Consider the following 13,795-nt stretch of genomic DNA (forward strand, 5'->3'; position numbering starts at 1 on the left):
GCCGCTACCGGCCGGGAGGAGATTCAGCGCATGGCCGCCATGATCGCAGCGGGGGCGGCGGCATCGAAGGGGAAGGGCAGGGGCTCTTCCCCTTCAGTTTCCGTCTCCATCGTCTCGCGGGCGGGCATGGGGAACTGGGCGGTGAAATCCTTGAACGTGATGAGTTCGAAGCGGCCGTCGTGGTGCTCGACGATCGCCGTGAGGGATTCAACCCAGTCGCCGGAGTTCAGGTAGTGGATGCCGCCGATCCGTTTGTCGGCCGCGGTGTGGATGTGGCCGCAGATGACGCCGGTGCAGCCGCGCTGGCGGGCGAGGGCGGCGACCTGTTCCTCGAACTTGCCGACAAAGCTCACGGCTTGCTTGACCCGGGCCTTGATGGCCGCGCTGAGCGAGAAGTACTCCTTGCCGCGCAGCTGGCGGAACCAGTTGTAGGCGCGGTTCACCCGGAGCAGCATGGCGTAGCCCATGTCGCCGAGGTGGGCGAGGAAGACCATGTTCTTCACCACCCCGTCGAAGACGTCGCCGTGCAGCACGAGGTAGCGGCCCGAGGCGGATTCGAGCACATAGTCCTCGACCAGGCTCAGGCGGTCGAAGCGCATCGGGAGCAGGCGGGCGAGAAAATCATCGTGGTTGCCGCGGAGGTAGACGACATCCGTATCCTTCTTTTGCACGAGGGTGAGGACGCGGCGCACAAAGCGCGTGTGGGCCTTGGTCCAGCGGCCGTCCCGGCGCAGGCGCCAGCCGTCGATGATGTCGCCGTTGAGCAGGAGGCGCTCGCAACGGACGTGCTTGAGGAAGTGCGTGACCTCGTCGGCCTTGGCGTGGGGGGTGCCGAGGTGAAGGTCGGAGAGGATGACGGTGCGGACCTTGAGGGCGGGTTTGCTCATGAGGAGGAGGCGGAAGGCTGGGGGGCGAGCGTGGCGGGCCCGGTTCCGGCCGGGAGCGTGCGGTGGAATTCCTCGGCGGCCTCCAGGAGGTCGGCGACGAAACGATCCACGATGGCATCCCAGGTCAGGAGGCGCGCGGTGGCGGGGCCGGCGGCGGCACAGCGGGCGCGCAGGGCGGGCTCGCGGGCGAGGCGGTCGGCAGCGGCGAGGTAGGCGGTCTCGTCGCCCACGGGGGCCAGCAGGCCGTTATCCCCGGGGCGGATGAATTCGTGCGCGGCGGCGTAGTCGTAGGCGACGACGGCGAGGCCGCTGCCCAGCGCCTCGGTGACCACGTTGCCGAAGGTTTCGGTGATGCTGGTGTGCAGGTAGATGTCACCCGAGGCATAGTGCCGGGCCAGGCTTACGCCGGTGTAGAACCCGGTGAAAACAGCATCCGGCCGCTCGCGCTGGCAGGCGGAGAGGAGCGGGCCGTCGCCGACGATCACGAGCTTCGCCCGCGGTTGCACGGCCTTGATGGCGTCGAAGGCGCGGAAGAGCAGGGGATAATTTTTTTCGGCGGCGAGGCGGCCGACGTGGATCACGGCGAGTTCGCCCGGACCGACCCCCCAGGCGGCGCGGAGGGCCTCGTCGCGCCGCGCAGGATTGAAGAGGGTGGTGTCCACGCCGCGCGAGAGCAGGCGCAGGTTGCGGTAGCCCTCGTGCTCGAGGCGGGCGGCCAGGTCGCGGGTGGGGACGAAGGTGCGCAGGGTGCGGTTGTGCAGGTGCCGCAGCCAGGCGGCGACGACGGGCTTGAACCAGCCGATGCGGTAGTCGCGGGTGTACTGGTCGAAGTTGGTGTGGAAGCTCGAAGTGACCGGGATGCCCATGCGGCGGGCCGTCGTGATGGCCGAGGCTCCCAGCGGGCCCTCGGTGGCGACGTGCACCAGATCGGGGCGGTTGAGCGTCCAGAGCTTGCGGAGGCGGCGCGCGGCCGGCAGGCCGAGGCGGAGTTGGGGGTAGCCGGGAATGGGCACGCCGGGCAGGCGGATCTGCCGGCAGGCCAGACGCTGAGTGACCGAAAAGCGGGGAGATTCGTGCCGCTGGCGGGGGCGCACGATCGTGATCCGGTGGCCGCGGGCGGCGAGGCCGTCCACCAAGCGGCCGAGCGTCATGGCGACGCCATTGATTTCAGGTGCGTAGGTTTCGGTGACGATGATGAGGTTCAATTGGGTTGGCCCGGACGGCGGCGACCTGCCAGCCGTCGAGCACCCCGCGATCATGAGGGGTTGGTGTGAAGAACCCGTGGCGGAGAGGTGACGATCCGGTTAAACGACCCGTAAAAACAGCCATCGGGAAAATAGGCCAAATAGGTGTTGCACGCCCGTTGGCGGGGTTTCTAGGGTCCCTCTTTTAGTTTGATGCAATCCCACGGTCCCAAACGCATCTACACTCCGCAGTCGCTGGATTTCTGGTTTGGTCGCATGGAAATCGAGTGGGAGGGGCAATTTGACGCGACCCATGTGGAGCGCGGCCATGGCATGTACCGCGACAGCGAGATCCGTGAGGTTGAGCTGGGGGCCAAGGACGCCATCATCCACCGCCGGGTGGACAAGAAGGAGGAATACGCGGTGATCGAGTGGGAAGGGGACAGCATCAAGGTGCGTTCCTCCTCGACCGACCTGGTGCTCGCCAACGCCATCGCCGTGGCGGGGTTGCACGAGATCGAGGAGCTGCTGGTCGATGAGATGTCCGCCCTGCTGCCGGACGGCGCGCCCCGCGGGGGTGCGCGGGTCAGCGGCAACGGCGCCACCCATGCGGCCAACGGCCAGAACGGGCACGCCGCCAAGCCGGACAGCAACCTGCCCGCGCGCGACCTCCTGCTCAGTTTCACGGCCAACGCCGACGGCCTGGTGTTTCTCGCCTACTGGAAGAACGGTCGGAACCGGATCCCCGCCCTGGGCAACACCACGCATCATCCCAGTGCCGCCGAGCGGGCCAAGCTGATCGCGCTGGCCACCTACGCCCGCAAGGCCCACTTCCGGTATAATCAGGCCACGCATGCGTACGCGCTCGACGCGCTGGCCGACATTCCGGGTTTCATCCGTGATCTGCTGCCCCACTGGAAAAAGCAGTTCGCCATCGAGCTCGATGGGAAGGTGGACAACATCAAGCAGGGCGCCCGGGTCATCGAGATCGAGGCCGTGGCCGACAAGCGCAGCGGCTCCGCCGGCGGCTTGAACCTGCGCTGGATCTTCCGGGCTGGCGAGAAGCTGCTCACCGACGAGCAGGCCGCCGCCTTGCTCAAGCACGGCCGCACCCCGATGCTGCTGCCCGACCTCGGCATCGTCACGATGCAGCCCGAGAAGTGGGAGAGCTACCAGCAGTGGAAGCGCAACCTCGAGGAGACCGCGGTGGGCGGCGAGGTCCCGCCCTACCTGATTTTCTCCCTCTTCAACGACCGGCGCATCAAGGTGACGCTCGGGCCCGAGATCGCGGCCTGGCGGCAGAAGGTGCTGACCGCCCCCGCGTCGCCGCCGGTGATGCCGGATTTTCTCCGCAATTACCAGCGCCGCGGCGTCGAGTGGATGCACCACCTGTGCGAGACCGGCTGCCACGGCCTGCTGGCCGACGAGATGGGCCTGGGCAAGACGGCGCAGATGATCGCGCTGCTGCGTTCCCGCCCGATGGGCCGGAACCGGCACATCGTGGTCTGCCCCGCGAGCGTCGTGCCGGTCTGGCGCGAGGAGATCGCGCGGTTCTACCCCGACGCCACGGTCGAGATCCTGAAATCCGGCCATGATTTCAAGCAGCACAAGTCCTACTGCATCTGGCTCGCCAGCTACACGCAGCTGCGCAAGCACCGCGCCCTGCTCGACCAGACCGATTTCGGGTATGCCATCCTCGACGAGGGCCAGTTCATCAAGAACCCCGACGCCAAGGTCACGCAGGCCTGCTTCGCACTCCGGGCCGAGCACCGCCTGGTGATGACCGGCACCCCGCTGGAGAACCGGCAGCTGGACCTGTGGTCCATCTTCCGGTACCTGCTGCCGGGCCTGCTCGGATCGCGCTCCGGCTTCGAGTCGGCCCTGATCCAGGACCGGGACGGCACGATGAACCGCCTGCGCCAGCAGGTCGCGCCCTTCATTCTGCGGCGCACGAAGAACGAGGTCGCCACGGAGCTGCCGCCCAAGGTGGAGATGGACCTGCTCTGCCCGCTGACCGAGGTGCAACGCGCCGAGTACGCGCGGATCTGCACCGAGGGCCTCGCCCGCCTGGGCGAGGACATCGGCCTGGCGCTGCGGGAGAAATCCTTCGGCTTCCTCGCCCTGCTCACGCGCCTGCGGCAGGTGTGCTGCGACCCCGACCTGCTGCCGTGGCTGCACTCGCCGCTGACGGACAGCGGCAAACTCCAGCTGCTCGTCGAGAAGCTCACCGAGATCGTGGCCAGCGGCCACAAGGTCGTCATCTTCTCGCAGTTCGTGACCCTGCTGGACCGCGTGCGCACCGCGCTCGACCAGCATTACCCGGACCTGCCCCGGTACGAGATCACGGGCATGACGGTGGACCGGCAGAAGCCGGTGAAGGATTTCCAGTCGGCCCAGGGCGCGGCGGTCATGTTGGTGAGCCTCAAGGCCGCCGGCACGGGCATCACGCTCCACGCCGCGGACTACGTGTTCCTGCTCGACCCCTGGTGGAATCCCGCGGTCGAGGACCAGGCGATCGACCGCGTGCACCGCATCGGCCAGACGAACACGGTGTTCGTCTACCGCATGGTCACGGCGGGCACGATCGAGGAGCGCATCCAGGCGCTGAAGGGGGAGAAGAAGCAACTCTTCAACCAGGTGGTCGGCGGGCACAGCGGGGACTTCGAGTGGACGACGCATTTCAGCTCCCTCAACAGCCTGATCCAGCTGAGCGCGGCGGACGCCGCCGAAGCGGAGACGACCTACGGCCCGGCGGCCCCGGTGGCGCCCGAGGCGCCACCGGTCGCGGGCGTGCAGGGGTAAGCGTCCCCGGCGAGTCGCCGTGGCGCCGGTGCTTTCCGGGTGGAGCGCGGGCAACGCACCGGCGGGAACGGGTTTCCCCGGGAACAAACCTTGCAGGATCGCGTCAGCTTGGTGACCATTGTCCCGCGTGAAGGAAGTCGTGCCGCAAATCTACCGCCGGTTGCTCCGTCTGCTGCGCTGGCGTTTGTGGATCATCGAGAAGCTGCGGCCCTCGCCCTGGCAGGAGATGCTGGCCTACGCGGCGGTGGCGGGCATTCTCGGGGCGCTGGCAGCGCTGCTGTTCCGGCATGGGGTCGAGATTATCCATTACGTGATGACCGGCACCGGCAGCGGCATGGTGGATTCTTTCCGAGAACTGGAATGGTGGCAGCGGCTGGCGATTCCCGCCGTCGGCGGCCTGATGGCCGGGCTGGTCCTGTTGTTCGGCAAGCGCCTGCACCGGGGCCAGAGCTCGACTGACTACATGGAGGCGATCCTGATTGGCAGCGGGGAGCTGCCGGTGCGCGCGACGCTGGTGAAAAGCACCGCGGCGATGTTTTCCATCGCCTCCGGCGGCTCGATCGGCCGGGAGGGCCCGATGGTGCAGCTCGCCGCCGTGGCGGCCTCGCAATTTGGGCGCTGGCGGCAGCTGTCGGCGCCTCAGTTGCGCCTGCTCGTGGCCTGCGGCGCGGCCTCGGGCATCGCCTCGGCGTACAATGCCCCGATCGCCGGTTCATTCTTCGTGGCGGAGATCATCCTGGGCACGATCGCGATGGAGAGTCTCGGCCCGCTGGCGGTAGCCGCCGTGGCGGCCACGCTTACCGTGCGGACGCTCTCGGATGCGCACACGCTCTACACCGTGCCGGCGTTCACGCTGCATTCGCTTTGGGAGATCGGACCCTTCCTGGTGCTCGGGGCGATGGCAGGCGTGGTGGCGCCGTGGTTTCTCCGTTCGTTGCGGCAGGCCGAGCAGCTGTTCGCCGCGACTAGCCTGCCCGTGCCGCTGCGGCTGGCGCTGGGCGGCCTGGTGGTGGGCGGCCTGGCCGTATGGGTGCCCGAGGTTTGCGGCAACGGCTACAGCGTGGTGCTCGCGATCCTGAACGGGCATCTCATCTGGCAGACGCTGGTGCTGGTCCTCGTCTGCAAGTGGGTCGCGACCGCCGCGTCGTTCGGGTCGGGCGCGCCGGGTGGCGTGTTCACGCCCACGCTCTTCATGGGTGCGGCCATGGGTTATCTCTTCGGGTTCGGCGTCAACCAGGTGTGGCCACAGGGGGCGGCGGACCCCGGCGCCTTCGCCCTCGTGGGCATGGGCGCGCTGCTGGCGGCGGCCAGCCATGCCCCGGTCATGGCCATCATCATGTTGTTCGAGATGACGCTGAGCTATGACATTATCATGCCCCTGATGGTCTGCAGCGTGGTGGCGTACTACACCGCGCGGGGCATCGAGAACCAGTCCCTCTACAGCGAGGCGCTGAAGAAAAAGGCGGCGGAGGCGCCGGAGCCGGTCACGTTGCCCGGGTCGGTGGCGGATCTCACCCGCTCGCCAACCTCGTCCGTCACGCTGACGGCGCGTTTTGAGGACATTGCCCGTCAGTTTCTCTCATCGCGCCACGAGTCGATCTACGTGACCGATGCGGAGGGCAAATACGCGGGCCTGATCTCCTTGCATGACATCAAGCCACACCTCAACGACGAGGCCGTGGCCACACTCGTGATCGCGGAGGACCTGCGCCGGGATGATGTGCCGAGCGTCGCCCCCGCGGCGACCCTGGCTGACGCCCTCCGGCTCTTTGCGCAACAGGCGGGCCAGACACTGCCGGTGGTCGATCCGGCGACGGGCCGGCTGACGGGTGTGTTGGTCAAGAACGACTTGCTGCTCGCGCTGCTGGAAGGCCGCGGGGCGGAGAAGCGCGGCGCCACCCGGTCGCCCTGGCAGGGTAGTTGAAGCAGGCGGGCTGACCACCGGCGGGTTTGGGGCAAGTGGGTGTTGTTTCCCGCTTCGTCACACAGGCGTCACGAAACCGTAACATGGCGCCCCTATGATCCGAACGCGTCCCGGCATTCCGTCGGGCAAATCCAAGCAATACCCAACGAACATGTTCAACCTGAAATCCAAACTGACCGCCGTGCTGGCCGCCCTGCTGTGCGCCGGCACCGCCCTCGCGCAAGACAGCGGCCCGCTCATTGACATCCTGGTCAAGAAGGGCCTGCTCAATGACCAGGAGGCCGAGGATCTGCGCGCCGAACTGGTGAAGGACTTCGCGGCGAACACCTCCGCCGGCAAACTGAATCTCTCCTCGGCCCTCACGGAACTGAAGATCGCCGGTGACGTGCGCATCCGTTACGAAGGCCGCGGTGGCGAACTGGTCAACGGCACCGACCTCGCCCGCGATCGCCTGCGCTATCGCCTGCGCACCGCCCTCACCGGCAAGCTCCTGAATAATTGGGGCTTTGGCCTCCGGCTCGAGACCGGCGGCGGCAACCGCTCCTCGAACGTGACCATGGCGGATGACGGCGGTCCGTATGCCAAGACCAATGACGGCATTTTTGTCGGCCAGGTCTATGCGACCTGGGCTCCGACCTCCGAGTGGACCTTCACGGCCGGCCGCATGGCCAACCCGCTCGTCACGACCTCGATGGTCTGGGACGGTGACATCAATCCCGAGGGTTTCGCGGAGCAGTATCGCACGCGTCGGGGCGACAATGAATTCTTTGTCACCTTGGGTCAGTTCGTCTACGGCACCTCGGGCACCCAGAACCCGTTCCCGGTCATCACCAACGCCAACATCGCCGGCACGGAGGATGTGTTCCTCACCGCCTGGCAGGGCGGCTACAAGCGCTACATCAAGGGCGCGACGACCTTCTTCCAGATTGCCCCCGTGGTTTACAGCTACATTGGCGCCGATCAGCGCGCGAACGTCGCGGCCTTCAACGGCGCGATGAGCGCCACCAATGCCGCGCCGATCAATAACCTTTATGTCGTGGAAGTGCCCATGGAGTACAACTGGGTGGCCCAGAACGGCGTGGCGCTGCGCGCGTTCGCCGATGTGGCCATCAACTTGGACGCTGATTCCCGCGCCCGGAAGTTCGGTCGCGCCGACCTCGATGGCGAGGACAAGGCGTTCCATGTCGGGCTCCAGTACGGCAAGGCCTCCCTCCCGGGCGAATGGGATGCCCGTGTGATCTACCAGTCGGTCGGCGCCTTCGCGCTCGACGCCAACCTCGTGGATTCCGACCTCTTTGACAGCCGGACCAACATGGAAGGCTTCATCGTGGGCGGCAACTATGCCCTCGGCGCGGCCACCCAGCTCAGCCTCACCTATGCGGCGGGTGACCGCAAGACCGACGCGATCATCGCCCCCGGCTCCGGTGATGTGGGCGCCAACAACCTGCTCAAGGACTTCTGGCTCCTGCAGGTCGATCTGAACGTCAAATTCTAACCCGTTACACTCTTACTTCATGAAAAAGACCATCCTACTTCTTACCGCTCTGCTCGCCGCCGGCTCCGTCCAGGCCCAGAAGCTCGTCATCAAGGGCTCCGACACGCTCGGCGCCAAGCTCGTTCCGATGCTCGCCGAGGACTACAAGGCCCGCAATTCCGGCGTGGCATTCGAAATCGCCGCCGAAGGTTCCACCACCGGCATCTCGGCCATCATCGACACCACCGCCCAGATCGGCATGTCCTCCCGCCGCGCCAAGCCGACGGAGTCCTCCGCGGCGCTCGCCAAGGGCGTCACGCTGAAGCCCACGATCGTCGCTTACGACGGCATCGGCGTGATCGTCAACGCCGGCAGCCCGCTCGCCAACCTGACCAAGCGCCAGGTCGAGCAGATCTTCACCGGTGACATCACCGACTGGTCGCAGGTCGGCGGCGCCCCGGGCAAGATCTCGATCTACACCCGCAACACCTCGTCCGGCACCTACGCCGACTTCAAGGAACTGGCCATGAAGAAGCGCGACTATGCCGGTTCTTCCCAGAAGATGGCGGGCAACGAGCAGATCGCCGCCGAGGTGGCCAAGAACCCGAGTGGCATCGGCTACGTCGGCCTGGCCTACCTGCACAGCCCCGGTGTTAAGGTTCTCTCCATCGATGGGGCCACCCCCAGCGAAGATTCCGTGCTGGCTAAGGCTTATCCCTACGCCCGCCCGACGTTCTACTACACAAACGGCGAGCCGACTGGCGAGGCCGCCAAGTTCGTCGATTTCACCCTGAGCGACGAGGGCCAGCAGGTCGTCCGCAAGGTCGGCTTCGTGCCGGTCCGCAAGCTCTGATTCAGGGGTAACTTACGAAGTATCTTGCCGCCCGCAGTCGCAGACCGGCTGCGGGCGTTTCTTTAGCCCGGAAACGGCGCCACGTGCGCCGGAATCCGCCCGGGCGGCCAGGATCGGCCGCTTACGGGCTGCATTGTCACAGAACTGTAACCTAGGCCGGTTGACCGTCTCCCGGCCCGATCGCGACACTCCCGCACGCCCTTTCGCATGCCATCCGAAAACGCCACCGCCACCGCCCCCGGGCGGGTGCCCACCCGCCAGGCCCTGCTCACGAAACGAGGAGGCTGGTTTTTCGGGCTCACCGGCGAGCAGATCGCAAAGCTCCTGTTCCAGGGCAATGCGGCGATCTCGATCGTGGTGCTGGGGCTCATCACTTTCACGATCTTCCGTGATGCGGTCACGTTTCTGCCGCAGAATCAGGACAATCTCCGCATCTACCGCCTGGCCGGCTTGGAATTCGTGGACATCCTGCGCGGGCAAGTCACCGAGCACAGCACACTGTCCCGCTACCTACTGAAGATTCGCTCGGACGAGCAGCAACGCCTGAGCAAGGCGGGACAGGATTTCGCGGCAGTGAACGCCCAGCTGGCCGGATTTGACGCCCTCGCGAACACTTTTGCCGATGCCGCATTGGAGCACGAGACGATCCTCGGCGAAATGACGGACCACGTCAGCGCCGTCAAAGACCGCTACACGGTGGCGTCTGACTTGATGCAGGCGCGGCAAAATCTCCTCGCGGCCGCCGCCCAGGACCCGGCACGCGCCGCCACGTTGCAGAAGCAGGCGGAGGCCTATGAGATCGAGCAGATTGATTTTACGGCGGAGATCGCCCCGCTGGTGGCCCGGCGTCCTGAGGTGCAGGCCGCCAACCAGAAGCTGGAGCTGGCCCTGCAGCAGGCGACTGCCTCGATCGCCCAGCTGACCGACGCGAACCAACGCCTTGCCCTGGCCCGCTTTCAGGAGCACCTGGCCACGTATCGGGCGAGCATCGCCTCGACCGAGGAGCGCATGCTGGCTTGGGACCAGGCCAAGCCGGTTGGCTGGCATGAGTCCCTGAGCGCCTTCCTGTTCGGCCGCCGGTGGCTCACGGCCAGCTTCTGGCAGGACTGGTATGGGGTGATCCCGCTCTTCATGGGCTCGATGATCATCGCGGTGCTGGCCCTTAGCATCGCCATCCCGCTCGGGGTTGCGGCGGCGGTATACGTCAACCAGGTGGCGACCTCGTCTGAGCAAAAATTTATCAAGCCCACGATCGAGTTCATCGCCGCCATCCCCAGTGTGGTGCTCGGATTCTTCGGCATCGCGGTGTTCGGTGAGACGCTGCGTCGGGTCTCCCAGGTGGAGTGGCTCAGCTGGGTCCCCGGCTTCCCGATGCTGGAGCGCCTGAACGCCACGACCGCGGCCTGCCTGCTCGCGCTCATGGCCATCCCCACGATCTTCAGCCTGGCCGAGGATGCGATCAACAACGTGCCCCGTTCCTTCAAGGAGGCGTCGCTCGCCCTCGGTGCCACCCGGCTCCAGACGATCATCCGCATCACGATCCCGGCGGCGCTCTCCGGCATCATGGCCGCCATCCTCCTGGGCTTCGGCCGCGTGGTGGGCGAGACGATGGTGGTCCTGCTTTGTGCCGGCAACCGCATCGAGATTCCTGATTTCTCGGCCGGGCTGGGGGCGATTTTCCAGCCCGTCCACACCATGACTGGCATCATCGCCCAGGAGATGGGTGAGGTGGTGCGCAACAGCATCCACTACCGCGCGCTATTCATGGTCGGCGTCGTGCTTTTCCTGATCTCCCTCCTCATCAACTGGCTGGCGCAGAAGATCGTGCGCCGCTACCGCATCTCCATTGGCTGAGCCCATGAACAAGCCCGCCACCGCCGCCCTGATCTTCGCCCGCCCGACCCCCGCCAAACGGGCGGAAAAAGGGGTCTTCTGGCTCCTCCGGCTGAGCACCTACTTTGTGCTGGCCTGCGCCGTGTTCATCTTTCTGGACATCGGCATCAAGGGCGGAGCGGTGGTCTTCCAGACGAAGGCCCCGTTTATCAACGTGCCCTTCCTGACCCAGTCGCCGGAGACGCTCAACGTGGTCGAACTCGACGGCCAAAAGGTACGCATGGGCGACCACGCCTTCCGTGAGTTCAAGGAGAAGAACCCCGAAAAACTCGCCGGGGTCGCGGTCGAGACCTACGTCTACTCCGCGGGCGGCATCTTTCCCAACATCGTCGGCACGGTGTTGCTGGTCGGTGGCTCCATCCTCATCGCCCTGGTGCTCGGCGTGCTGAGCGCCATCTACCTCAGTGAATACGCGACCGATGGTGCTTTCGTCCGTTTTCTGCGCCTCTCTATCGTGAACCTCGCCGGCGTGCCGTCCATCGTCTACGGCTTGTTTGGCTTCGGCATGTTTGTGATCGCGCTGGATTTCGGCGTCTCGCTCCTCGCGGGCTGGCTCACACTCGCCTTCATGGTGCTGCCGATCATCATCACCGCCTCGGAGGAGGCCCTGAAGGCCGTGCCGAAGGGGTATCGCGAGGGGTCGCTCGCCCTCGGCGCCACCAAGCTGCAGACGATCCTCACCAATGTTCTGCCTTACGCGCTGCCCGGCATCCTGACCTCCTCGGTGCTCTCGATCGCCCGGGTGGCCGGAGAGACGGCGCCCATCATGTTCACGGCGGCGTTTGTCGTGCGCGATGAACTGCCTTGGCAGGTCAAGAATGCAACGGATTTCCTGTTCCAGGGCGTCATGGCGCTGCCGTACCACATCTACGTGGTGGCTTCCAAGATCCCCCAGAACGAGTACACGCGCGATGTCCAGTATGGCACGGCGTTCGTCTTCCTTTTCACCGTGGCGGGCATCGCGATGACTTCCATCGTGCTGCGCGCTCGCCTGCGTAAAAAATACAAATGGTAACCACCCTCATGCCCGAACCCACCGACTCCCCCGTCACCGTCCGCCAGGTTGCCGTGCCGACGCAGATCGGGTTTTCCCCGGCCAAGTCCCCCGCCGCGCCCGGCGTGCCCCGCCCGATGATCGAGATCGACGACGTCGATTTCTTCTACGGGACCAGCCAGGCCTTGCACGACATCACCCTCAACATCGCGGAGAAGGAGGTCACGGCCTTCATCGGACCGTCCGGCTGCGGCAAGAGCACGCTCCTGCGCTGCCTCAACCGCATGAACGACCTGATCGATGGCACGCGCATCGGCACCGGCCAGATCCGCATCGACGGCGTCGATATCTACGACCCGCGCGTGGATGTCATCGAGCTGCGCAAGCGGGTCGGCATGGTCTTCCAGAAGTCCAACCCGTTCCCCAAGTCCATCTACGAGAACATCACCTACGGCCTCCGGATCCAGGGAGAGAAGCGCAAGACGCGGCTGGACGAGGTCGTCGAGAAGAGCCTCCGGGGCGCCGCCCTCTGGGAGGAGGTCAAGGACCGCCTGCACCAGAGCGCGCTCGGTCTTTCCGGCGGCCAGCAGCAGCGGTTGTGCATCGCCCGGGCCATCGCCGTGGAACCCGAGATCATCCTCATGGATGAGCCCTGTTCGGCGCTGGATCCCATCGCGACCGCCAAGGTGGAGGAGCTGATCCACGTCCTGAAAAAGGATTTCACCATCGTGATCGTGACGCACAACATGCAGCAGGCGGCCCGGTGCTCCGACCGAACGGCCTTCTTTTACCTGGGCAAACTGATTGAATACGCCGAGACCCGCACCATCTTCATGAATCCGGGCAACCCGCAGACCGAGGCGTATGTCTCGGGTCGCTTCGGCTAAACCACGATGATCGGAGCGAGCAGTGAGTGTGACTAGCGAACATTCACTTATACGCTGACAATAAAACCAACCGGTCCACCCTAACTGCATCCCGCACCTTCCTTATTTCCCATGAAACGTTTCTTCGATTCCGAGTTGGAAAGCTTCCGGTCCAACCTCCTGCAAATGGGGGAGCGCGCCATCGACCAAACGCGCTTGGCCATGCGTGCGCTGACAGAGTCCGACCTCGCGCTGGCCGACAAAGTCATCGCCGCCGACGACGAGATCGACCGGTTGGAGGTCAAGATCGACGAGGAGGCCATCCGCTACATGACCCTGCGCGGCCCGGTCGCGTCGGAGCTCCGGTTGGTGGTGGTGGGCATGAAGGCCTCGCACGATCTCGAGCGCGTGGGTGACGAGGCCACCAGCATCGCGCGCCGCGCCCGCAAGCTGGCGATCGAGCCCCGCATCGAGCTTTACTCCGATTTTCCGCGCATGACCAACATCGCCCTCGAGATGCTGCGTTCCGCGCTCGATTGCTTTGTGCAGGAGGACCAGCAGAAGGCGCTGGCCGTGATCCGGCGCGACTCCGAGGTCGATAATCTCAACCGCCTGGTCTATCGCCGGCTGACCAGCTACATGCTGGAGAAGCCCGATACGATCGCCCGCGCCCTCGAGCTGATGTTCATTTCCAAGTCCATCGAGCGCATCGCCGACCACGCGACCAACATCGCGGAGGAGATGGTCTTCCTGGCCGGCGGGGAAGACATCCGGCACAGCCACATTGCCAAGGCCTCCGCGCCGTTTCTGGATACGACGCCGCCCATGTGATCCGCCTTCGCCCTCTGGGCGGCAGCAATTTGTAGGGCGGGGTCGCCGAACCCCGCCTCGAACGTGCTATTGCAATCGACGCAAGGC

The 13,795-nt window shown here is 65.7% G+C and carries 10 protein-coding genes; 8 read left to right on the forward strand and 2 right to left on the reverse strand.

Translation table 11 applies throughout. The features are described from left to right. Nucleotides 1-23: 23 nt before the first annotated feature. Together Verru16B_RS11385 and Verru16B_RS11390 are read right to left on the reverse strand one after the other, a co-directional pair. Nucleotides 24-887, reverse strand: a complete 864-nt coding sequence (locus Verru16B_RS11385) for a UDP-2,3-diacylglucosamine diphosphatase (protein WP_069962396.1) — start codon at nt 885-887, stop codon at nt 24-26. After that, nucleotides 884-2,092 carry a glycosyltransferase family 4 protein gene (locus Verru16B_RS11390; protein ID WP_218918780.1) on the reverse strand — a complete coding sequence of 403 codons (1,209 nt, stop codon included), beginning with the start codon at nt 2,090-2,092 and terminating at the stop codon, nt 884-886. Before Verru16B_RS11390 ends, Verru16B_RS11385 begins: the two co-directional genes overlap by 4 nt. Before the next feature lie 192 nt (nt 2,093-2,284). Between Verru16B_RS11390 and Verru16B_RS11395 the strand changes: the two genes are divergently transcribed. The 8 genes from Verru16B_RS11395 (at nt 2,285) to phoU (ending at nt 13,708) form a co-directional block, all read left to right on the forward strand. After that, nucleotides 2,285-4,873, forward strand: a complete 2,589-nt coding sequence (locus Verru16B_RS11395; protein WP_069962398.1) for a DEAD/DEAH box helicase — start codon at nt 2,285-2,287, stop codon at nt 4,871-4,873. Nucleotides 4,874-5,012: 139 nt separating this feature from the next. Further along, nucleotides 5,013-6,797 (forward strand): ClcB-like voltage-gated chloride channel protein, encoded by a 1,785-nt coding sequence (locus Verru16B_RS11400; protein WP_157772389.1) that lies wholly within the window; start codon nt 5,013-5,015, stop codon nt 6,795-6,797. Nucleotides 6,798-6,948: 151 nt separating this feature from the next. After that, nucleotides 6,949-8,292 (forward strand): putative porin, encoded by a 1,344-nt coding sequence (locus Verru16B_RS11405; protein WP_069962400.1) that lies wholly within the window; start codon nt 6,949-6,951, stop codon nt 8,290-8,292. A 19-nt stretch (nt 8,293-8,311) separates the two neighbouring features. After that, a complete protein-coding gene (locus Verru16B_RS11410) occupies nt 8,312-9,124 on the forward strand; it encodes a phosphate ABC transporter substrate-binding protein (protein ID WP_069962401.1) in 813 nt (270 codons plus the stop codon). A 207-nt stretch (nt 9,125-9,331) separates the two neighbouring features. Continuing rightward, nucleotides 9,332-10,978: a phosphate ABC transporter permease subunit PstC gene (gene pstC / locus Verru16B_RS11415; protein ID WP_069962402.1), complete on the forward strand. Its 1,647-nt coding sequence runs from the start codon at nt 9,332-9,334 to the stop codon at nt 10,976-10,978. Between the two features lie 4 nt (nt 10,979-10,982). Then, nucleotides 10,983-12,032 carry a phosphate ABC transporter permease PstA gene (pstA, locus tag Verru16B_RS11420; RefSeq protein ID WP_069962403.1) on the forward strand — a complete coding sequence of 350 codons (1,050 nt, stop codon included), beginning with the start codon at nt 10,983-10,985 and terminating at the stop codon, nt 12,030-12,032. Nucleotides 12,033-12,148: 116 nt separating this feature from the next. Then, complete coding sequence (gene pstB / locus Verru16B_RS11425) at nt 12,149-12,898, forward strand: phosphate ABC transporter ATP-binding protein PstB (RefSeq protein WP_069963718.1); 750 nt, start codon at nt 12,149-12,151, stop codon at nt 12,896-12,898. Between the two features lie 111 nt (nt 12,899-13,009). After that, complete coding sequence (gene phoU / locus Verru16B_RS11430; protein ID WP_069962404.1) at nt 13,010-13,708, forward strand: phosphate signaling complex protein PhoU; 699 nt, start codon at nt 13,010-13,012, stop codon at nt 13,706-13,708. Nucleotides 13,709-13,795 lie beyond the last annotated feature (87 nt).

It is taken from the genome of Lacunisphaera limnophila (genome assembly GCF_001746835.1).
In the GTDB taxonomy this organism is placed as follows: Bacteria; Verrucomicrobiota; Verrucomicrobiia; order Opitutales; family Opitutaceae; genus Lacunisphaera; species Lacunisphaera limnophila.